This window comes from Brevibacterium sediminis (assembly GCF_013623905.1).
GTDB lineage: Bacteria > Actinomycetota > Actinomycetes > Actinomycetales > Brevibacteriaceae > Brevibacterium > Brevibacterium sediminis.
Genome location: NZ_JABKDD010000010.1, coordinates 100025 through 121090, shown reverse-complemented (window position 1 = coordinate 121090; position 21066 = coordinate 100025). Strand labels below are relative to the sequence as shown.

Annotated in this window: 21 protein-coding genes; 13 read left to right on the top strand and 8 right to left on the bottom strand. The window is 64.6% G+C overall.

Features of this window, described 5'->3' with window-relative positions:
- Position 1 precedes the first annotated feature (1 nt).
- The gene (locus HK108_RS13725) at positions 2-832 is read right to left on the bottom strand and encodes a hypothetical protein (protein ID WP_181271912.1); all 831 of its coding nucleotides are present in this window, start codon (positions 830-832) and stop codon (positions 2-4) included.
- Between the two features lie 94 nt (positions 833-926).
- Positions 927-1619 carry a trimeric intracellular cation channel family protein gene (locus tag HK108_RS13720; protein WP_229664148.1) on the bottom strand — a complete coding sequence of 231 codons (693 nt, stop codon included), beginning with the start codon at positions 1617-1619 and terminating at the stop codon, positions 927-929.
- A gap of 136 nt (positions 1620-1755) precedes the next feature.
- On the opposite strand from HK108_RS13720, the gene HK108_RS13715 reads away from it, so the two are divergent.
- Positions 1756-2628 (top strand): alpha/beta fold hydrolase, encoded by an 873-nt coding sequence (locus tag HK108_RS13715; RefSeq protein WP_181271911.1) that lies wholly within the window; start codon positions 1756-1758, stop codon positions 2626-2628.
- A gap of 68 nt (positions 2629-2696) precedes the next feature.
- Here HK108_RS13715 and HK108_RS13710 read toward each other — a convergent pair whose 3' ends face one another.
- The gene (locus HK108_RS13710; RefSeq protein ID WP_052240173.1) at positions 2697-3200 is read right to left on the bottom strand and encodes an OsmC family protein; all 504 of its coding nucleotides are present in this window, start codon (positions 3198-3200) and stop codon (positions 2697-2699) included.
- 108 nt (positions 3201-3308) lie between these two features.
- Here HK108_RS13710 and HK108_RS13705 point away from each other — a divergent pair, with 108 nt between their 5' ends.
- The 4 genes from HK108_RS13705 to HK108_RS13690 all read left to right on the top strand — a co-directional run bounded on the left by HK108_RS13705 (position 3309) and on the right by HK108_RS13690 (position 7386).
- Positions 3309-4886, top strand: a complete 1578-nt coding sequence (locus HK108_RS13705; RefSeq protein ID WP_229664147.1) for a molybdopterin-dependent oxidoreductase — start codon at positions 3309-3311, stop codon at positions 4884-4886.
- 155 nt (positions 4887-5041) lie between these two features.
- Positions 5042-5734, top strand: a complete 693-nt coding sequence (locus HK108_RS13700; protein ID WP_139467495.1) for a fasciclin domain-containing protein — start codon at positions 5042-5044, stop codon at positions 5732-5734.
- A gap of 228 nt (positions 5735-5962) precedes the next feature.
- Positions 5963-6538 carry a sigma-70 family RNA polymerase sigma factor gene (locus tag HK108_RS13695; protein WP_139467496.1) on the top strand — a complete coding sequence of 192 codons (576 nt, stop codon included), beginning with the start codon at positions 5963-5965 and terminating at the stop codon, positions 6536-6538.
- Positions 6535-7386: an anti-sigma factor gene (locus HK108_RS13690; protein ID WP_181271910.1), complete on the top strand. Its 852-nt coding sequence runs from the start codon at positions 6535-6537 to the stop codon at positions 7384-7386. The genes HK108_RS13695 and HK108_RS13690 overlap by 4 nt, the downstream gene beginning before the upstream one ends.
- 39 nt (positions 7387-7425) lie before the next feature.
- Here the strand turns inward: HK108_RS13690 and HK108_RS13685 are convergent, their stop codons facing one another.
- Positions 7426-7731, bottom strand: a complete 306-nt coding sequence (locus HK108_RS13685; protein ID WP_181271926.1) for an ArsR/SmtB family transcription factor — start codon at positions 7729-7731, stop codon at positions 7426-7428.
- Between the two features lie 125 nt (positions 7732-7856).
- Here HK108_RS13685 and HK108_RS13680 point away from each other — a divergent pair, with 125 nt between their 5' ends.
- Together HK108_RS13680 and HK108_RS13675 are read left to right on the top strand one after the other, a co-directional pair.
- The gene (locus HK108_RS13680) at positions 7857-9137 is read left to right on the top strand and encodes an MFS transporter (RefSeq protein WP_229664145.1); all 1281 of its coding nucleotides are present in this window, start codon (positions 7857-7859) and stop codon (positions 9135-9137) included.
- A gap of 103 nt (positions 9138-9240) precedes the next feature.
- Positions 9241-9828, top strand: a complete 588-nt coding sequence (locus HK108_RS13675) for a class I SAM-dependent methyltransferase (protein ID WP_181271908.1) — start codon at positions 9241-9243, stop codon at positions 9826-9828.
- On the opposite strand, the gene HK108_RS13670 is transcribed toward HK108_RS13675, so the two are convergent.
- Positions 9829-10557, bottom strand: a complete 729-nt coding sequence (locus tag HK108_RS13670) for a hypothetical protein (protein ID WP_181271907.1) — start codon at positions 10555-10557, stop codon at positions 9829-9831.
- Between the two features lie 119 nt (positions 10558-10676).
- Here HK108_RS13670 and HK108_RS13665 point away from each other — a divergent pair, with 119 nt between their 5' ends.
- Positions 10677-11105 carry a hypothetical protein gene (locus HK108_RS13665; RefSeq protein ID WP_181271906.1) on the top strand — a complete coding sequence of 143 codons (429 nt, stop codon included), beginning with the start codon at positions 10677-10679 and terminating at the stop codon, positions 11103-11105.
- 8 nt (positions 11106-11113) lie between these two features.
- Here the strand turns inward: HK108_RS13665 and HK108_RS13660 are convergent, their stop codons facing one another.
- Positions 11114-11767 (bottom strand): TetR/AcrR family transcriptional regulator C-terminal domain-containing protein, encoded by a 654-nt coding sequence (locus HK108_RS13660; protein WP_181271905.1) that lies wholly within the window; start codon positions 11765-11767, stop codon positions 11114-11116.
- A 223-nt stretch (positions 11768-11990) separates the two neighbouring features.
- Here HK108_RS13660 and HK108_RS13655 point away from each other — a divergent pair, with 223 nt between their 5' ends.
- The 5 genes from HK108_RS13655 (at position 11991) to HK108_RS13635 (ending at position 18691) form a co-directional block, all read left to right on the top strand.
- Positions 11991-12479 (top strand): hypothetical protein, encoded by a 489-nt coding sequence (locus tag HK108_RS13655; protein ID WP_181271904.1) that lies wholly within the window; start codon positions 11991-11993, stop codon positions 12477-12479.
- Between the two features lie 11 nt (positions 12480-12490).
- Complete coding sequence (locus tag HK108_RS13650; RefSeq protein WP_181271903.1) at positions 12491-13621, top strand: serine hydrolase domain-containing protein; 1131 nt, start codon at positions 12491-12493, stop codon at positions 13619-13621.
- Between the two features lie 124 nt (positions 13622-13745).
- Positions 13746-15170 (top strand): sensor histidine kinase, encoded by a 1425-nt coding sequence (locus HK108_RS13645; RefSeq protein ID WP_181271902.1) that lies wholly within the window; start codon positions 13746-13748, stop codon positions 15168-15170.
- Positions 15167-15823, top strand: coding sequence for a response regulator (locus HK108_RS13640; protein ID WP_181271901.1), 657 nt, complete (start codon positions 15167-15169; stop codon positions 15821-15823). Before HK108_RS13645 ends, HK108_RS13640 begins: the two co-directional genes overlap by 4 nt.
- Before the next feature lie 189 nt (positions 15824-16012).
- Entirely contained in the window at positions 16013-18691 is a 2679-nt protein-coding gene (locus HK108_RS13635; RefSeq protein WP_181271900.1) for a helix-turn-helix transcriptional regulator, read from the top strand.
- On the opposite strand, the gene HK108_RS13630 is transcribed toward HK108_RS13635, so the two are convergent.
- Positions 18663-19682: a class C sortase gene (locus HK108_RS13630; RefSeq protein WP_181271899.1), complete on the bottom strand. Its 1020-nt coding sequence runs from the start codon at positions 19680-19682 to the stop codon at positions 18663-18665. The two genes, HK108_RS13635 and HK108_RS13630, sit on opposite strands and share 29 nt — an antisense overlap.
- A complete protein-coding gene (locus HK108_RS13625; protein ID WP_181271898.1) occupies positions 19679-21061 on the bottom strand; it encodes a SpaH/EbpB family LPXTG-anchored major pilin in 1383 nt (460 codons plus the stop codon). Before HK108_RS13625 ends, HK108_RS13630 begins: the two co-directional genes overlap by 4 nt.
- Positions 21062-21066: the final 5 nt, after the last annotated feature.

Below are 21066 nucleotides of genomic sequence, written 5' to 3'. Positions count from 1 at the left end.
CTCACCGCCGAGGCGGCTGCTGAGGTCCGTCGATACCCGGCAGCGGATTCTCATTCGTCAGTCCGCGCCGACGCCTGTCCGCAAGGTACCCCTGGTAGGCCGCATCGCGTTCGCTCGCAGTCATCTGCGGCTTCGGCTTGTCAATGACATTGCGCAGAGCCGCGAGCGCCGTCAGCACCGCCAGACCGGACAGCGCCACGGCCACCCAGATCATCATGACAAGCAGGCTCGGCGGGTTCTCAAAGACCTGCACACCGGCGAAGAAGATGAGGAAGGCAAATCCGAGATACGGTAACAGCAGCCACAGCGCGACTTTGTAGCCGCCGATCATCATCGGCATCATCATGCACGTGCTCCACGCCATGCCGCCGATGAAGAAGAGCAGAACGAGGAAGAAGCTCGCCGGATCGGCATTGAGTTCCGCGGCAACCGTTCCGGGAACGGCCCGCACGCCGAGAAAGAACGGCCAGACCAGCGCCACCAGGGAGACGATCACTGCGGAGGCGACCACGCCGAGGAGAATCAGCGGAATGAGACCCTCACGCCGGAACCCGTCATCCGGTCGTTTGTGCTCCATGAACAGGAACGGGAAGAAGAAGGCGAGGCCTGCGGCACAGATTCCCATCCACATCGCATCCGCTTCGATGATGTCGAAGTTGTTGCTGACCATCAGCCCCGTCGAGGCGAGCCAGATGAAGAAGGTGAAGAAAAGCGCACCGAAGAGGGTGAAGCCGAGGACGCGCAGAAAGTCGCGTGTCCACGTCGGGACCGGTTCCTCCTCGTGCAGCGGAAGCGGCCCCGGTGGCGGTGGTCCGGGCGGTGTCTCACTCATGATTTCATCGTCGCACACCCACAGGCGCCCCATACAGGCAGCGATGTGTCAGCCTCGACACCGCTGATTTCGACGAAGCGAGACACCGACGCCCTCAGTCCGGTTTCCGGAAAACCGACGGCAGCTTCTTCTTCACGCGTTGACCGGTGTCCCGGTACGACCATTGCCGCATCGGCTGCGGCACACGCCACTGCAGCTTCCAGGCGAGCATGCGGAAGCCGAAGGCGGCAGCCGCGATGATGAGTGAGGCGATGGCACCCAACAGTCCGGTCACCTCGGCGATGATCGTCAGCCCCGAACCGAACAGGGCGGGGATGAGGTAGAGGTCGGTGCCGCGGAAGATCGCCGGATCCTCACTGGCCACGGCATCGCGCATGAGTCCGCCGCCGCACGCGGTCAGCGCACCCATGAGCAGCGCCGCCGGATAGTTCGTCCCTGCGGCGAGCGCGATCGTCGTGCCGGTGACGCTGAAGAGGCCGAGGCCCATCGCGTCGAAGGCGACGATCCATATCCGTGCCCGGGAGATGTGGGAGCCGATGATGTAGATGAGCAGGGTCGCAATCACCGGCGGGGCGAGGTAGATCGGTTGGCCGATGGCGTTGGGCACCCGGTCGAGGAGCACATCGCGGATCATGCCTCCGCCGATGCCCGTCATCGTGCCCAGCACCAACCCGCCGGTGATGTCGAAATTGCGTCGCGCGGCCAGCAGCACTCCGGAGACTGCGAATACGAAAGTGCCGGTGAGGTCGAGGGCGAGGAACAGGAACTCCTGCAAGTTCACCTCCACCTCGGCTCCTCTCGTCGCTCCGTGCCCGGCCCGGTGCCGAGCGTCCTACCAGCCACTGTAATCCGCTTCGACATCCAGTGAGCCATTTGTCTGGTGTTCCGTTCCCCATCGCCGAGGCGGCCGCTAGGCTGAGGAGATGACGCAGCCGACGCTCATCCTCGTCCACGGCGCTTTCGCCACTTCCTTCTCTTTCGCCCCTCTGCAGGCCGAACTCGCCTTCCACGGAGTGCGCTCGGCTGCGGTCGACCTGCCGGGTCACGGTTTCGCCGCCACCTTCCCGCTCGGGTATCAGGCGCCTCAGGATCTCGCCCGGTTCACCTCGGAGCCGGGATCGATCAGAGGTGTGACCGTCGACGACAATGTCCGGGCTCTCGCCGAGGCGGCCGCCCGCGCCAAGGAGCACGGACCGGTGGTCATCGTCGCCCACAGCCGCGGCGGGGCCACGCTGACAGCCTTGGCGAATGCGCATCCGGAGCTCATCGACCACATGGTCTATGTCTCCGCATGGGCACCGGTGGACCTCCCGGCCGCCGAATACAATGCCGAACCCGAAATGAAGACCGTCGACAATGCGGCTCTCGCCCGGGCCCTGGCCGGTGATCCCGGGCAGCTGGGTCTGCTGCGCTGCAATTTCCGCCAGGCGGACCCGGTGGTCCTCGACGGCCTGAAAGCACTCTTCTGCGCCGACGTCAGCGATGACGAGTTCCGCATTTTCTTGGGCTCACTGCAGCCGGATGAGAACCTCGACGCGGGAGGCCCCGAACACCGGGCGCAGGCGGGCACGTGGGGGACGATTCCGCGTACGTTCGTCCGCCTCGGCGAGGATCGGAGCGTGCCGACCGCGATGCAGGATCGCCTCATCCGCGAAGGTGATGCGCTCACCCCGGACAATCCCTACCGGGTGCGCACGCTGGCGTCGTCCCACGTGGGATGGCTGATCCGCCCCGCCGAGGCGGCCGTGCAGTTGGCGCAGATCGCCGCCGACTTTGCCGCGGAGTCCGACAGGTAAAGCGCAGGCGCCGACGGAAGAGGCCCCGACCGTGACAGTCGGGGCCTCTCGTTCTCTGCTCAGCCGATTCAGCTGAGCTGGAAGTTGTCCGGGTTCTTGTACGGTTCGATTTCGACGACCGGGGTGCCCTTGCCCATAAGCAGTTTGGAGATGGGGCAGCGAGCGTGGGCGCGGGCAGCGTACTTCTCGGCGTCGGTGTCCGAGACCCCTTCGATGGAGATGAACGCCTTCGGAGCGAAGTAGAAGCCGTTGCCGGAGGGTTCGTTGTGCAGCTCGACCTCGACGCGCACGCGTGAGAGCGCCTCGATCTCATTGACCGCGAGGACGACCTTGAGCGTCTCGCCGAGGCAGGTCGACCAGGCCATGGCGAGGAACTGTTCCGGGTTGTTGCCCTCTTCGACCCGTGAGGTCGGGGCGGTGGACAGGGTCTGGCCGTCTTCGACGCGCACCTCGCCCGAGGTGCCGCCGAGGTTCTCGACCTTCGCGGTGTAGATCGGGGCACTCGGGCTCTTCGGCTCATCCGCGTCTCCGGTCGGAGCCTGCGGCTGGGCGTATCCGGGTTTCTCAGTCATTGCACCATGCTACGACAGGCACGCAACAAGGTCACTGGCGTTTCAGTGAATGGTCAGTAACAAAACCCGCAGACCCATCCGCCGTCCCGGCGGCTCCGAATGATCACTATGAATCGGAAAACCCGTGCAACCCACCGTTTCCGCGGCGTCGTGGCAGGCATCGTCGCCACAGTCATGATGTTCGGTCTCGCAGACCTCATCGCGCGTGCCTTCACCCCGAGCGCCGCACCCCTGCTCACCCTCGGTCAGGCGATCATCCCACTTGCTCCCCCGGCGGCGATCAAACCCGTCATCGCCCTGTTCGGCGACAACGACAAACTCGTCCTCGTCCTCTCCACCGGCCTCGGTGCGATCGTCCTCGCCGGTCTCATCGGAGCCCTGGCGGTTTCCCGCCGGCGTCTGGCCACGACGCTGCTGGTCGTCGCCGGGCTCGTCCCCGTCATCGTCATCGTCCTGCGCCCCGAAGCGGGTGCCATCGATGTCATTCCCACGCTGATCGGCATCGCCGTGGGCATCACGGTCTTCCTGCTTCTGCTGCGCTTCGGGGTACCGACTTCCACCGCCGAGGCGACCGACAGTCCCGATGTCGCGCGCGGTTCTCGAACCTCGGAGCCCTTGAGCCGCCGCCGTTTCTTCGGCCTCGCCGGTGCCGTCGGCACCATCGGGGCCGTCACCATCGCCGCCGGCCAGACCCTCGTCTCCCTCACACAGGAAGCCGGAGCAGCGGTGGCCAAGCTGGTGCTGCCCGACCCTGCGAAGAAGGCGGCCGCGATCCCCGCCGCCGCGAGCACCGACCTCGACGGCACGGTCCCCTTCGTCACCGAAGCGAAGGACTTCTACCGCATCGACACGGTGCTCTCACCACCGGTCATCGACCCGGAACAGTGGTCCCTGCGCATCCACGGCATGGTCGAAGAGGAGGTGACCCTGACGATGGACGACGTCCTCGACCTGCCGCTGGAAGAACACCACATCACGCTCACCTGCGTGTCCAATCCCGTCGGCGGGGACCTCGTCGGCAATGCGACCTGGCTCGGATATCCCGTGCGTGATCTCCTCGCCCGAGCACGCCCGAACTCGCAAGCCGATATGGTCCTCTCCCACTCCTTCGATGGATTCACCGCCTCGACCCCGATCGGTGCTCTGACCGATGACCGCGCCGCCCTCCTGGCGGTGGGAATGAACGGCCAACCGCTCACCCCGATCCACGGCTTCCCCGCCCGCCTCGTCGTTCCCGGGCTCTACGGCTTCGTTTCCGCGACGAAATGGGTGACCGAACTCGAGGTCACCCGCTTCGATGAGAAGACCGCCTACTGGACCGACCGCGGGTGGGATGCCAAGGCCCCCATCCTCGTCGCTTCGCGCATCGAGGTCCCCAAGCCGCTGGCCAAGGTCCCTGCCGGGGACCTCCGGGTCGGCGGCACCGCCTGGGCGCAGCGTTCAGGGATCGACCGCGTCGAGGTCAAGCTCGACGACGGCGAATGGACGCAGGCGGATCTGGCCGAGGAGGTCACGATCGACACCTGGCGACAGTGGCGGGCCGAATTCGCCGAGGTGGCCGCGGGGTCACATACCCTCACCGTGCGTGCCACGGACAAGGACGGCACAGTGCAGACAGCGAAACGCCGGGATTCGATCCCGAACTCGGCCACCGGGCACCACCACATCCAATTCCGCGTCGAATGAGCCTGCAGCCGCCTCGGCGAAGAAATTCTAAAGATTTCTTCCCCATCCGCCCATCCGAACCGGGCACCGCACCGAATACCCAGTACACAGCGAGCAATGGAGATCACTTCACAGCTGTGCGCGAATACGCATCACTGTTGATTAGGAGAAGAACAATGAAGACACTGCTTCGCACACGCACCGCCACCATCCTCTCGGCCGGCGCCATCGGCCTCCTGGCACTGAGCGGCTGCGGAATGGATTCCGGTTCCGGCGGGGAGGAGTCCGGTTCGGAATCGGGCAGCTCCGAATCTCAGCCCGCTGACTCGGGCGAGTCCGAGATGCCCGACGAGTCCGGCGACTCCTCCATGGCCGATTCCGACCTCGTCGGCAAGGGCTGCTCGGCTTACGCCGAGGCGAACCCGGACGGGGCAGGTTCTGTCGAGGGCATGGGCCAGGACCCGGTGGCCACTGCCGCCTCGAACAACCCGATGCTCACGACCCTGACCAAGGCTGTCTCGGGCAAGCTCAACCCCGATGTCGACCTCGTCGACACCCTCAACGGTGACGAGTTCACGGTCATCGCCCCGGTCGACGATGCCTTCGCCGATGTGCCCAAGGACGACCTCGACGCCCTGGCCAAGGACTCGGACCAGCTGACGAAGGTGCTGACCTACCACGTCATCCCCGGACAGCTCTCCCCCGATGAGATCGCCGGTGAACACGAGACCGTCGAAGGTTCGAAGGTGAAGATCTCCGGTGAGGGCGAGGACATGAAGTTCGACGATGCCGGACTGGTCTGCGGCGGAGTCAAGACCGCCAACGCCACGGTCTACATGGTCGACGCCGTGATGATGCCCAAGAAGTGACCGGAGAGTCCACAGCGAGAGAACACCACGATGCAGTGGCCGGGAACCGATCAGCAGCAACAGGATCGGCTCCCGGCCGCTTTCGGTTCCTCGCCGGTTCGTGCGGCTTCAGGCGAACGTCGACTGACCGTCTCTGCTGCACACGCTCCCACCACTGCGCCCACCCCGCTCGACTCGCTCACCTGGGAAAGGTGTGATCGGTTTCTGCATGCATGGCATGATTGGGCAATGAGTTCTGATCACCAGCCGGCGGATTCCGCCGATCCCGGCGGTGCCCTGCTGATCCGCATCGCCGAGGGCGACCGGTCCGCATTCGAAGAACTGTTCACCACTCACTCCCGCATCCTCATGGCCGTCATCCTGCGAATCGTCAAGAGCCGAACACTGGCCGAGGAGGTCCTCCAGGACTGCTTCACCGAGGTGTGGACCCGGTGTTCGGGCTTCGACCCGGGGCGCGGCAGCGGACGGGCATGGCTGATCACCCTGTGCCGCAGGCGAGCCATCGACTGTGTGCGCAGCGTCCAGGCTCAACAGGACAGAGACTATGCGGACGGGCTCCGCACCACCGCCGAAGCAGGCGACCAGGTGGAGCAGACCGTCATCGCCCGTGCAGAATCGGACCGGACCGTCTCGGCTCTGCGGATCCTCCCGGATGAGCAGGCCGAACCGATCGTCATGGCCTTCTACCAAGGCATGACCCACACCCAGATCTCTGAGAATCTCCAGGTGCCCCTGGGTACCATCAAGTCACGGATCAGGGACGGAATGAAGAAGCTGCGAGAAGAGTTGGAGGCAAGCCGATGAGCGCAGATCGTGACTATCTGGCTGCCGGGCTGGCCCTCGGCGGGCTCAGCGACTCAGAACTCACCGAGGCTCAGGCGCTGGCCGATGCCGACGCCGACTTCCGGGCCGAAGTCGCCGCCTATGCCGACGTGATGGCCGACGCGGCCGAATCCGATGAACCGGTCGAGGTCAGCTCGGCGACTCAAGAGGCAATTCTGTCGATCCCCGAGAACTACCCCCAGGAGTCGGCACCGGAGACCTCACCCGCTGTCGAGCCTGAGACTTCGTCGGTCGCTGCGGAGGCCTCCGCCGATGAGCCGGCCGCTCCGGCATCGCTCGCCGACCATCGGGAGGCACGCCGGTCCGATGCCCGCGCAGAGGGCGCCGGCGAGTCACAGCCTCGCCGCAGTTCCTGGCTGCCCTGGGCGGCAGCTGCGGCGGCGATCGTCGTCGCCGCAGGACTCGGCGCCACCGTCTGGCAGCAGAATCAGCGACAGAATTCCTTGGAAGAGGACTTGGCGGCGACTCAGCAGCAGCTCGATGACTCCGCTCGTCTCATGGAGGCCAGTGACCTGAAGACGAGCACCGCAGACATGCCGGAGGGCGGCTCCGTCACCGTGCTCTCCTCCGAGAGCGAGCAGCTCATCCGTCTCAGTCCGAAAGACATCGGGCGGCCACCGGCCGGAAAGTCGATGCAGATGTGGGTCATCGGTGCCGACGGTCCGGAAAGCGCCGGTCTGATGTCGGACGATCCGGTGACCATTGCGGGCGAGACGTTCGCCTCGGGCAGCGTCTTCGGCATCACCGTCGAGCCCGAGGGAGGCTCGAAGCAGCCGACCACGGATCCGATTGTCGCCATCGACCTCTAGACTTCGTCAGCCAGTCGCTGGGAACCTGGGGAGAGACGCTCAGAATTCGCGCTCGTCTCCGATGAGTGCAAGCAGACCCGGGAAACGTGCATCGAGATCGCGTCTTCGCAGAGTCACCCCACTGCGGTTGCCTCGATCGACTTGATGCACCAACCCGGCTTCGCGAAGCACCTTGAAGTGATGACTGCGCGTGGACTTGGACACATCCAGGCCGAAACTCGTGCACGACCGTTCGTCTTCCTCCGCATCGTTCACCAAGTCTCGAACGACCTTTCGCCGATGCGGGTCCGCCAGCGCGGACAGCACCGCACCAAGTTCGATCTCGTCCGGTTCCACACATTCCATCACCAGAATCGGCCTCCTCAGAAATGATCAAGGTTCGACTTGCATCGTACCTCATCGCCGTGTCAGGCTTATCAGGTTCGCAATTGCTCGAACCTCCGTCTGCCATCGAATACGAGGAGTTTTCTGTGCCGCGACCAAGGCTTCTGCTGCTCGCAATCCTGCTCGCCCAATTCGTGATCCCGTTGTCCATCTCCGGAACTGCCGTCGCACTACCCTCAATTGCCGACGACCTGGGCTCGAATCCGGCACCGCTGCAATGGGTCGTCAACGGATTCAATGTGTCATTCGCGATCTGCACGATCGTGTGGGGCGCCTGCTCCGACCGGATCGGCTATACGCGCTCGTTTCGCATCGGCATCGTCGTCGCCGCTGCCGGTGGCGCGGTCAGCATGCTGTCGTCGAGCATCATCGTTCTGGATATCGGCCGCACCATTGCCGGCATCGGTTCGGCCGCCGTACTCACCGGCGCCGCCCCGATACTGAGTCATCTCTTCACAGGGAAGGCCAGAGCTCAGGCCTTCGCATTGTTCGGCACGATCAACGGACTTGGGCTCGCCGCCGGTCCGGCATTATCGGGGCTGCTTCTTGCCGTTTACGACTGGCAGGGCATCTTCGCCGGTCACACAATTGTCTTGGCCCTCGCTCTGCTCGGCTCCGCACGTCTTCCGCAGCTGGGAAGAAGCGCAACCTCGCTCCGCGAGATGCTCGACTTCTCTGCACTGAAGTCGCCACAGTTCCTCGCAATGACGCTCGTACCAATTGCGGGGGCAGTCGGCTTCGTCACCTTCTTGACCTATCTCCCCAGTGCGCTGGGAGCAACGCACGGGCTTCCGGCAGGAGCCACCGGAACCCTGATGCTGGTGATGACCATCCCTGTGCTGCTCTCACCGCTCCTTGTTCACCGGATCATGTCGCGCACAAGCATCTCGCCGACTCTCATTGTCGGCGCCTCATTCCTCTGCCTGCTTGCCGGGGGAATCGGTGTGCTTCTTCTGCTCCGTCCAGACATGCCAGTTGCCGTCAGTGTCGCTCCTATGGTCCTGCTCGGCCTGGGGTTCGGCCTTCCGCTCGGATTCGTCGATGCCGAAGCCCTCGCCGCAGTTCCTGCCGATCGGTCCGGTGCCGCATCAGGAGTCCTCAACTTGTTCCGCATCGGTTCCGAAGCGGTTTTCGTTGCCGCCTACGCGGCGGTGCTCACTGCTGTCGTCACTCGCGCGTTGCCCGGCCCATCCGGACAATTGATCGCCGCCGGCGGAACCGGGCACCCGTGGATCTACCACGACGGTCTCGTCGTTGCCGCGCTGACGATGATCAGCCTTGTCCTGATCCTGGGGATCGCGTTCACGGTTCTCACCAGAGCCGCCCACAACGCCGCCTACTCAGTGGCGACCGATGCCGTGCCATGATCTGTGCGCTCGGCAACTGATCGCTCCCCGGCGGTCTTCCGCCGCCTCGTTGATGCTGGTAGCGTCGGGACACCGACTCACACCGGGCGGCGAAGGAGCTGTTATGTCCGATTTCGAGTGGGATCCGGAGACCTATCTGGCGCTCATGGCCGAGGAGATCCCCGACTACCCGCGTCTGCAGACGGAAGTGGCGGCTGCGGCAGCGACAGGAGCGCCGACGTCGATCCTCGATCTGGGCATCGGCAGCGGGCTGACCGCACAGCGCGTTCTCGAAGCCCTGCCGGAGGCGAAACTGCTGGGCGTCGACGCGAGTTCCGAGATGCTCGCCGCCGCCGAGGCGACCCTCGACCCCGAACGCACCCGACTGCAGTCGGGTCGCCTGGAAGAACCGCTGCCGGACGGGCCCTTCGATCTGGTCATGTCCATGCTCGCCGTCCACCACCTCGACGGCCCCGGCAAGGCCGACCTCTTCGCCCGCATCGCATCGGTGCTCGAGACAGGCGGGAGGTTCGTCCTCGGTGATCTCGTCGTACCCGCCGACCCAGCGGACGTCGTCACGCCGATCGACTGGATCGACGACACCCCCAGTTCGCTCGATGAGCAGCTGACCTGGCTCGCCGAGGCAGGACTGACCACCCATATGCACTGGCAGCACCGGGATCTGGCCGTCGTCGTCGCTCAGAAGGACTGATCAGTTTTCGCCAGAGCCTTCGCCCCATTGCCTTCTCGCGGCGTCGAGATCCACACGAGTGCCCGGCACCTCACGGAACGACCCTCGGATGAGTCCTCTCAGCGCCTCGGCGTAGATCCCTCGCGCCGAAGTCTCATCGCGGCCGGAGACGATGCGACCGATGGAGCTGCGGGCAAGCAGGAGCACCGCCTCGGCGATGGATCGGGTTCCACTTTCAGGAATCGGGACGAGTCCCCAGACGGCGGCGACCGTCTCATAGATCCGAGCGATTCGCTCGATGTCCTCGGATTCGATCTTCGCCAGAAGCGTACCGACCTCGGAGGTGGGATCGTCGGCAGCGATCGCCTGGAAACGGACGAACGCACGCCACCGGTCTGATTCGAGGAGGATGTCGAGCTCTTCGTCCGCGGCCGAGCAGAGAAACTCAGCTGCGGCCTCGAGACGACCGGGAGTCGAACTCTCCGCGGCCCGCGCAAGCTCGAGCGCACGATCGGCGTTGAGGGTGGCCATCGCGTGCCCGCTCACGCACTGCTCGAGCGCAAAAGCGCCGAACGCCTCCTTGCCCCTCCAGATGCGATAGGCCGAGGCCCGAGAGACCTGCGCTGATTCGAGGATCACCTCCATCGGGATCTCGGGGCGCACCCCCACGCCATGTTCGGCGACGTAGTCGATGATCGCCTCGGATACACGGATGCGCGTATCAGCCTCACTCCGATGCGTGCGTGCCATCGCCCTCCTTCGATGAATCGACGAACCATCAACCCTTGACTTGATACATTATGTCTAAATAGAGTGACGAGTGCAATTGAGACACAATGTATCAACCAAATTCAGAACAGGACCGAACAATGAAGGCCATCCGCATTGCCGCATTCGCAGGCGGGACCGCCGCCGTCGCCGCGATCATCACGACCATTGCCAGCGCGGACCAGATCTCACACCTGCTCACCTCCGCGTACTCATACCCGAACCCATCCGGAACCAGCCTCGGCGAAGCGGCCTCATCGACGCTGACCTACCTGTTCGCGACCGCCGGGGTGGCAGTCCTCGCCTCTCTCATCAGCTTCTCGGATACCGTGTCCCAGTCTCGCGCTGGGCGATGGACCGGGGGCGTGCTGATCGCCGTCGGATTCGCAGTGGCGATCTTCAACGCCGCACAGCCGGAGTTCCCACCCGCCGTGAAGCTCGTCTTCTTCCTTCCGCCTGTCGTGGGAGCACTATGGCTCGGCCTGGCGACACGGAGACGCGCCGAGCCCCGAACGAGCCGAGCATTGTGACCCCCGCCTCAGCGACCGCCTTCGGGCACATCGGCGAATCCCGCGATGAGGACGTCGAGTGCGAATTCGAATCGAGCGGTTGAGGGTCGACGTGAAGCCGCACTGACCGCCTCCGCGAGACGCGGGAAGTCCGCCTCGGAGATTCCCTCGAGATGAGCCGCTTGGCGCAGCTCGCCGCTCATGCCTCCGCCCCGTTCGCCACCTTCGGCTCGCACCGCGCCTCTGCGGGCGGCCTTTCCAACCTCGGCATTGAGCGCGGCATGCATGAGAACGAACTCATGGATGGTGTAGATCATGTCGAGCCCGCGGCGAGCTGAGAACCCGGCGGCGCAGAGGAAGTCGACGAGTGCCTCCAACAGAGCAAGGTTTCCGGTGGTCACCGCCGGGCGGGTCATGACGAGATCGACGAGGTTCGGATGCTCGGACAGAGTGTTCAGCTGCGACCGGGCGTACCCCCTCAGAACGTCGTCCCACGGTGATCCGGCGATTTCGACTGGCGGCACGGAAGTCGATATCTGCTCGACGACGGCGTCAAGCAGCGCACCCTTGTTCGGGAAATGGTGGTAGAGCGCCATCGCCTCGACCTTGAGTTCGGCGCCGATCCTGCGCATCGACACAGAGGCCAGACCTTCTTCGTCGGCGATGGCAATCGCGGTCCTCACGATCGATTCCGGCTTCAGACCAGCATGCTGGCCCCGCGTACGCGCCGCGCCGGACTCGCTCCGCCTGCCGCTCGAAGTCGCACCTGCTGCGCGATCACTTCGCTTCACCATGGCCGCCTCCCTCACGAACTCTCGGGTTTTCCTCCATTGACCTGCTCTACAGCGTAAAACTAGCATGAGAACCACGATTTACGCTGTATAACACAAGAGAAGGGGCACCATCATGAATAGGCAGTATTCTCGTTCGACCTACGTCGCCCTCTGGGTCGGACTCGGACTCACCGTACTGGCCATCGTCAGCGCACAGCTGGGCAGGCCGCTCATCGGCGAACACATCCGCAGCGGCTACCCATCGATGTCCCAGGATGAGATCACGTCAGGCGTGAACTTCTACGCCGCGTCCTTGACGGTCGTCGGCGTGCTCGGCGTCCTCGGCTGGGTCGCAACGATCTGGCGAGCGCATCGGGGCAGCCGATGGATCCGGTGGGCGGCCGTGGTGCTCGCTCTCACCGGCACCTCGGTCGCGGCATTCGCCCTTCTCGTCCGGGACACTTCGGGAGACACCGGACTGCCGCCGCTCATCGGCACGATCGGGCTCCTCCCCTGTGCGGCAGGGCTTATCGCGGTCGTCCTCATGTTCACCCGAGCAGCCACCTCGGCGAACAACGATCCACGACGCCTGCACCGCTCACCACGCGCACGAACAGCATGAAAGGAAGAACCATGACACACCCCATCAGCTCCCAGACTCACACCCGACACGACTTGGCCGAGGCGGTACTCGAGGCCCACCGGGCAGGCCTGCCCGGCATCATCGCCGAGGTGGTCGACCACGGAGAGATCGTGTGTGAATGCGCAGGGTTCGCCGAGGTCGCAGCGAAGGCGCCGATGACGCCCGAGCTCCAACACCGGGTCGGCAGCATCGCAAAGACCTTCACGACGGTGACATTGCTGCGGCTCGTCGAGAAGGGGATCGTCGACCTGGACGCCCCGATCGGCGGCTACCTCCCCGAGCTCGTGCCCGGAACTCGCGGGGAGGCGATCACCGTGCGGATGCTCGCGAATCACACGAGCGGACTCAACGAATACCTACCCGTCATCTATGACACGCTGCGGGCGTTTCCGAACCTGGCGCAGACGAGTCCGCGCAGCCTCATCGAGCAGCAGTTCACCCGCTTCGACCGACGAGAGCTCATCGGCATCGGAGTCGGAGCTCCTCCCGCAGGCGAACCCGGCGGCCTGCCCGGCAGATACTCGAACACGAACTATCTGCTCCTTGCCGAACTCATCGAGTCCGTCACCGGCACATCTGCCGAAGAGCACATCCGCACCGAAGTCATCGAACCCGCCGATCTCCCCGACACCTACTTTCCGGTCGGGTCCGTGCTGGCGGCTGCGCATACTCATCTGTACGAGTCGTGGTTCGGCATGGCCGATCCGCCGGTCGACCTCACCGACTTCGACATGTCGTGGGTGGGTCCCGCCGCCTCATTGGTGTCGACGACGGCCGATCTCAATCGGTTCTTCGGTCTCCTCATCGACGGTCAGCTGCTTCGACCGGAATCGCTCGAACAGATGCAGAGCACAGTTCCGGTGATCTCGTTCGAGGGCACGACGATCGAATACGGGCTCGGCCTGCACCGACGCGAATCCGACGACGGAACCGTCTGGTGGGGACATGACGGTTCGGTGTGGGGCGGAGGAGCGCTCACATTCACCCGGGCGGACACAGGCAAGCAGGTGACGGTGTTCACCAATCGTCAGCGCTGGAACACTCTCGATGAATCCGGGCGCCCGCAGCCGCATCCGATCGACGCGGCGTTGGCTCGTGTCGTCACAGGGAGCATGGGCTGATCCGGTTACCGGCAGCCGCCCGGTCCCGCACGCTCAATCCCTCCACCGACTGCCGGAGCCGCGGCATCTGATTTCCCCACTGCGGCGGATACCGGCCGGGCACGTCACTGTCTAAGCTGGAAGGATGACGGAGGACAGGACGAGAGAACCACGGACCTCGGCACGCCTGTCGGCCGAGGCTCGCAAGCCGAACCGGTCCGACCTCTGGCTCGTTGCCGCCCTCACCGTCGGCTCGCTCATCTTCGCCGTCCTCTATGAGGGCAGCGGGTTCTGGGAGTTCAAAGCACCGCTGTGGGTTGTCTGCGTGCTCTCAATCGCAGTCACCGTTCCCCTGCTGTGGCGTCGTCGTTTCCCGAATTTCGTCGCATGGTTAATCACCACGCTCTACGTCACCGCGCAGATCCTGCAGATGATGGAACCCGGTGTCTCTCAGATCGTTCTCTTCACATCGGTCTACGCGATCGGCGCGTTTCGCTACAGTCAACGCGCAGCTTTCATCTCACGCTGTCTGCTGTGTCTGGCAATTCTCATCTATGTCATCGTCTCGGCGGCCCTGCAGTTCCAGGATCTCGGCGACCTGACTTTCGTCCAGTTCGCCGCGGCTACCGGGGTGACTTTCCTGATCAACACGGTCTTCTTCGGCGGCGCGTGGCTCTTCGGCAACCGCGCGTGGAAGCAGCGTCGACTGCTCGAGGAACTCCGCGCGGCCAACGAAGAAGTCCGCGAGCAGGAACAGCAGCTGACTCGGCAAGCCCTCGACCTCGAACGCGTGCGCATCGCGCGGGAACTCCACGATGGAGTCGCCCACCATATCGCCGGGGTCGGCATCCACGCCGCCGCTGCACGTCGCAGCCTCGAGAAGAACCCCGACAAGGCAAAGGAATCGCTCCAGGTCATCGAATCCTCGACCCGCGAGACCGTCGACGAACTCCGTGCCCTCGTCTACACGCTGCGCGACACGGACTCGTCGACCGACGTCACCGCCGCCACGGACGCCACAGCCGCGTCCGGTGGCCAAACGGCTGAAAGACCGGCCGACACGGCTACGGCAGCTTCGACGAAAGGCAACCCCGGCCTCGGCGACCTTCCGGAACTCATCGAATCAGCCCGACGATTCGACCAAACTGTCGAGTACACGACGATCGGGGCCCCTCGCCCGCTCACTCCGATCACCGAGATGTCGATCTACCGCGTGATTCAGGAATCCCTGACCAACTGTTCGCGCTACGCGGGCGCCAGCGCCGAGGTGGATGTGCGGCTGCGTTACGGCAGCACCGATCTCGAGGTGGAGGTCAGCGATACCCGTTCTGCCGGAAGGCCGGCATCAGCAGCACCCGACAGCGTCCAGGCAGACTCCGGACTTCGTTCCACGAGCGAAGGGCTCGGCCTGGGTATCGTCGGCATGCGAGAACGTATGAATGCTCTCGGCGGCAGCCTCGAGGCAGGGCCGAAATCCCGCGGCGGCTGGATCGTGCGCGCGCGGATCCCCTACCCTCGCAGCACCGCAGGTCACTTGTCCCCCGAATCTCCAGCGAAGGCATCCACATGATCCGCGTCCTCCTCGTCGACGACCAGTCGATGGTTCGCACCGGTTTCCGCACGATCCTCGAAAGCGAGGACGGCATCGCTGTCGTCGGCGAGGCTGAGAACGGGCAGATCGCCATCGACAAGGCACTTGAGCTCGCCCCGGACGTCATCTGCATGGATGTGCAGATGCCGGTCATGGACGGGCTCGAGGCGACAGAGGAGATCGTCCGCCGCGGGGCAGCCGGAGCCGTTCTCATGCTCACAACCTTCGACCGCGACGACTTCCTCTTCCAGGCTCTGGCCGCAGGGGCCAGCGGGTTCCTTCTCAAAACCGCCGAGGCCGAACAGCTCATCGACGCCGTCACCGCCCTGGCCGCCGGAGACGGCCTGCTCTCCCCCGAGGTCACTCGGCGAGTCATCGAACGCTCTGTGTCCACCCCGGAACCGGCCACCACCACGGCCCCGGAACTCGAGTACCTCACCGACCGGGAGCTCGAGGTGCTGCGGCTGGTGGCGACCGGGGCCAGCAATTCCGAGATCGCCGGGAATCTCTTCGTCGGTGAGGCGACCGTGAAGACGCATGTGTCGAACCTGTTGTCGAAACTGGGAATCCGTGACCGCATCCATGCTGTTATCTGGGCGTACGAGAACGGGGTGGCGAAGATCGGGGGCTGAGGCCATGACCGTGATATCTCACCAGTCGAGACCGCGGCGACGACGGGAGTAATATACTGGCCAGCGGACCGCCTTTCGGCGGTTCGCCGCTCCCCAGATGACCCCACCACTGCGTTCACGGTCGAACCGACGCATCACAGCTCATCCCCCTTGGCTGTGTCACTGCGACGACCGGAAAGGTAGCATCCGATGCACAGCTCGGACGATTTCGTCCCCGTCGACCCCGCCTACGACCGTCTTGTGCATTTGGCACCGACGCGCAGCCGGGAATCGAACCAGATCCTCGACCTGCTCCGCTCCGGTCGCTCCGTCATCGTGGTCTGTCTGACCGGCGACGGCGCCCTGGATTTCGGACGGTCGCTGGCTGTTGCTCTTGGTCGTCCCGATCAGTCCCTGCTGCGGATCAGTGCCCACACCACTACCGAGGAGGTCGCGGAGTTCGTCGACGCCGGCAGGATCGCCGGGGGACCGAGGATCATGAGCGGGGCCCACCTGCTCACGGGCGACACCGCGCCCGTGATCGACCAGGCTCTCCACGTCTCTCGAGTACCGGTGGCCTACCTCGTCGATGGTGATCTTCTGCGCACGGTCCATCAGGGCGGCAACAGCGTGCTCAAGCAGATCGCCATGAGCTGGAGCGCCGGTGAAGTCGATCGCATCGATCTGGCGCCGCTCACCGGCAGCGAATCCATGGCACTCGTAGCGGGTCTGTCTGCGACGACTCCACTCGATGACCTGCAGCTGCGCACTTTGGCGGCACTGTGCGGAGGCAGACCCTTGGTCGCGGCCGACCTCGTCGCCTGGGCAGAAGAGGACCCCGACCGAGTTCCCCGCCATTACCCGCACGCCAGCTTCGATACGCCGTTCTTCGGCACCAGGGTGCTGTCGCGACTTGCTCCGCTGTATCCGCGGATGCCTGATTCCACACTCATCGCTGCTCGCCGCCTCGGCGATCTCAGCCCCATGCCCACCCGAACAGCCAAACAGCTCTTCGGGGATTCGGCTGTCTCCCGCCTTATCGACCTGCGTCTGGCCCGAGAGTTCGAGGTCAGCGGTCAGCCGTCCGTGGCGGTCCCACCTCTGCACATCGGTGCCATGGCCAACCAGCTCATCGGAGAAGCCGATTCCGCGGACGAGGAGAAATTCAATCGTCGGCTCGCGATCCTGTGGCAAGCCGGCTATCCGGTCGGTGAAGCTGCGGAGATCGGTCTGGCTCGTGATGTCATCGGTGAGAGCCGCGAGATCGACCGCTCCGATGCAGTGCTCTTGCTCAAGGCGGCGCGCACACTCAATCGGCTCGGTGACCCGATGGAGGCATCGATCATGCTCCACCTGGTTGAAGATGTGGCCCGGAACGATGCGCCGATGTTGCTCGAATGGGAGCTGCAGACGATCACAGCCCGACTCCTCAGCGGCGATCGAATTGGAGCGATCGCCCTCATCAGATCCGGTGTCGAGCACGGACCTCTGGGCTGCGAGCGCGAACCGGTTCTGCTCGAGCTGCTCTTCACTGCGGCCGCGGCACTCGCAGGTGAACCCGAGCTTCCTCAGTGGTGGACCGATCACCTGCGAGACGAAGTCGATCCGGTCATTCCGGGTATCGCGAACCTCGTCACCTCGTTCGCCGGGAGTGGCATGACCCGCCTCGATGACGCTCGCGCGGTCGCCGATTCTCAGTCAGCGCCGGATGCTCTGCGCTTCGCCGCATATGCGGCTCTGTGCCAGTACCACCTCAAGACGGACAACGCAGAGGCACTCATCGCAGCTGCTAAGGAAGGCTACGAATACTACGTCGGACTCACCGGCGCCAACCCCAGGTCACTCACGGGTTTCACCTACACCATGGCCTGGTACTTCATGGTCGGAGCGACGGTGAATTGCCTGTTGGCCGGAATCGAACCACAGCGATCTGAACTCATCACCCGTAAGCTGCTGGAAGCCGCGAGCGGGGCCTCAACCCACAGCGGCTGGCAGCTGAATGCGACGGCATCCTGGTGCATCGGCATCCAGCGCCTGCTTGATGGAGAGACCGATCTGGCCGCACGGGACTATGCGGCCGTCGCAGCCACTGTCACCCCGGCACTGCTGGCGGTGGGATGGGGATTGCGCGACACCCTCGGACGGTGGCAACGCAGCAATGCGCCGTACTATCGCCCGACGTCGGGCGATGGCTCGGTTCCGACGCAGGGCTATCGCTTCCACGATGGATTAGCCGCCTTCCTGCTGGGACCCGGGGCGTCGAATCCCGGCCCGATGCCTGCGTGGATACGTACCGTGTTCGCTCATGCGCACGTCCTCGACGGCACCATCACCGCCGCCGAGGCGGTCCAGAGTCTTCCGGACGAATCCACCGACCTGAATCTGCCCGGGCCGCGTGCCGCGCGGCGGCATCTCGATGCCTCGGCCGCTGAGGACGCCGAGGCGCTCCTGGCCGCCGGTCTGGAACTGCGGTCCGTCGGCTACCGGGGTGCCGCCCGCCACGCCTTCGCCGAGTCCAGGGCTCTGTTCCTCGCTCAACGTCTCAGTTCCCGCGCACGCGTGGCCGGCGAGGCACTCGACGCGCTGCGACAGCGGGCTGCCACGCCTCCGGAAGATCCGCAGCCACTTGAGGACACCGCGATCTCCGATGCTGCGGCTCCAGCCGTCACCCTGACCGAACGGGAGCTCGAGGTGTGCCGACTCGTCGCCGAGGGACTGACGAATGTGCAGATCAGTCAACGCCTGGTCCTGTCAGTGCGCACTGTCGAGTCACATGTGCTGCAGGCTCGAGCGAAGCTCGGTGCCGAACGGCGCCGCGACATTCCGAAACACTTGCTCAAGCTCCGCGACACTGGCCGGATCAATGCCGTGGGAAGCGCGAAGGCTTAACCCTCGTCGAACGGGCCTGAGCGTCCGCCTCGGCGGGGGTATCGGTCTTCGGCCTCTCGCCCTTCGGGCGGACCGGACGGCCTGACCACCAGACGTAGATTCCGGCTGCCACGAGACCCGTACCCATGATGACGATCCACCAAGGGAAGCCGGGCAGGTCGGATTCCGCGAGCCCGGATTCCTGGTCTGCGGCCGGGGTCGGGTACACGCGTTCAGCGGTGACGAGGATCCGTTGGGAGTTGATGCCCAAGGGCGTGCAGGTAACGAGCGTAACGAGGTCGCGGTCGGAGATCGTGCCCAGAGATTCGGTCTCGTCCGGGTCGACTACTTGGGTGCGAACCACCTGGTAGCTGAGCACCTGTCCGAACGTCGTCAGGGTGAATCGGTCGCCCTTGCCCACCTTGTCGAGGTTGGTGAACATGGTCGCGTCGGCCAGACCTCGGTGGCCGGTGATGACCGAATGGGTGCCGTCCCCGCCGACAGGCAGACTCGTGCCCTCGAGGTGGCCGAGCCCTTTGAGCAGGGTCGCGTCGTCGGTGCCGTGGTAGACGGGCAGGTCCACATCGATGGAGGGGATCCGCAGACGGGTCATCACTCCGGGTCCACCGTCGTCGAGCACATCCTCGTACGCTGGGGCACCCTCGGCCGAGGTCCCTTTCCCCGAAGGCAGCCGGTGGTTCGACTCCAACTGCGCACCGGATTCGAGAGCCTGGTTGTACTTGTGGGCGAGCGCGATCTGACGGGCGTTTTCGACTTTGTCGCCCTCGGTCGTCGTCGCCGATTTTCCGATGATCTTCGACTGGTCGAGCTGGGAGAACCACGCTGCCGCACTCGGGTAGGTCCAGATGCTCAGTCCGGTCAGAGCGATGAGCGCGATGACGAGGGAGAGAATCGGCACGCGCCAGCGGCGCCCGTCGGGGGACGGACGCCGCGTGGACGTGCCCGGCACGGCAGCCTCGGTGGAATGCCTGCCCTCAGGTGAGTGGATCACACCTGGTTCTTGCGGCGGTTGGCTGCGACGACGCCTGCACCGCCGGCGATGAGCATGAGGCCGATTCCGGCGATCATCGCGAGCAGCTTGCCGTCAGCACCGGTCAGCGGCAGTTCGGGGTGGCCCTGCTGGGTGTTGGCGAACTCGTACTTGACGGCTGCGGTGGTGGCGCCGGCCTTCACGGTCACCTCGTTGAGGGAGTCATCGAGGATGTAGCCGGTCGGAGCCTTCGTCTCCTTGACCCAGTACTTCTGCGTGGTGTCATCGTTGTTGCCGACCCACAGTGTGATCGTTGCAGTGCCGTCAGCCGCGGTCTTGACCGAGGCGACCTTGTTCTGTCCGTTCTTGTCGGAGAAGATGTCGAACTCGGCTCCGGCGAGAGTGTGTGCCTTGTCGCCGGCGACGTGCTTGATGATCTGCAGCGAGCCCCAATTCGTGCTCACGGCCGGGGTCTCGACAGTCGAATCGTTGGTGTTGACGAGCGCAGTGTTCTCGATGGTGCCATCACCCTGAGAGGTGACCTTCGTGGTGATGGTGGAAACGACCTTCTGACCGGCAGTGAGCTTGCCGAGTCCGACCTTGGTGAAGTTGATCGTCACGGTCTGACCGTCCCTGACGATGTTGTAGTCGGTGCCTTCGGTGAAACCGGCCACTTTGGCAGATACGAATTCCAGGCGCGAGTCGAGCTGGTCGACGATCGAGAACTTTTTGTAGCCGTTGTTCGCGGCCGGGACCGGCGCGGTGATCGTCCAGTCGACGGTCGAACCGATGACGGGCGCAGTCGGGTTGGAGACTTCCTTCGTCGGCTGCGTCTTGTTCACCGAGTTCTTCGGGTAGACGTTGACGTCATAGAGCCATTTGCCGCTCGACTGCGACAGCGGCAGCGTGACGAGGAATGGATCCGTGGTCGAGGTCGCGTTCGTCGGAGCCTTGGTCTCTTCCACGAGGTAGAGACCGAGCGGCAGACCTTCGAAGGTCGCGAGTCCGCCGTTTGCGGTGGTCTTCGCGATGCCGTTGCCCAGCGAGAATCCGCCGGCCTTGACCTCGGAGGCCTTGAGCCCGCTGATGAGGTCCCAGCCTTCAGGGGTCTTCAGGTCGATGGCCTGGCCGCCCTTGGCCGTGACCTGCTTGACAGTGAACTCGGCGCCGTCGAGTGGGGTGCCGAGGTTCGAGGTGTCGGTCTTCACCGAGCCGTCGCCACCGTCGGTGCCGTAGGCGCCGTCGTACTTGTGAACGATGATCGAACCGGAGCGACCGGTGTCGATGTTGCCCACGTTGCTGTCGGCCTGCGCCGTGCCGGTCATGCCGAGCACGCTCAGCGAGGCGATCGCGGCCACCGCGGTCAGACGCCGCAGAAGACCCAGTTTCTTAGTTTTCATTGTTT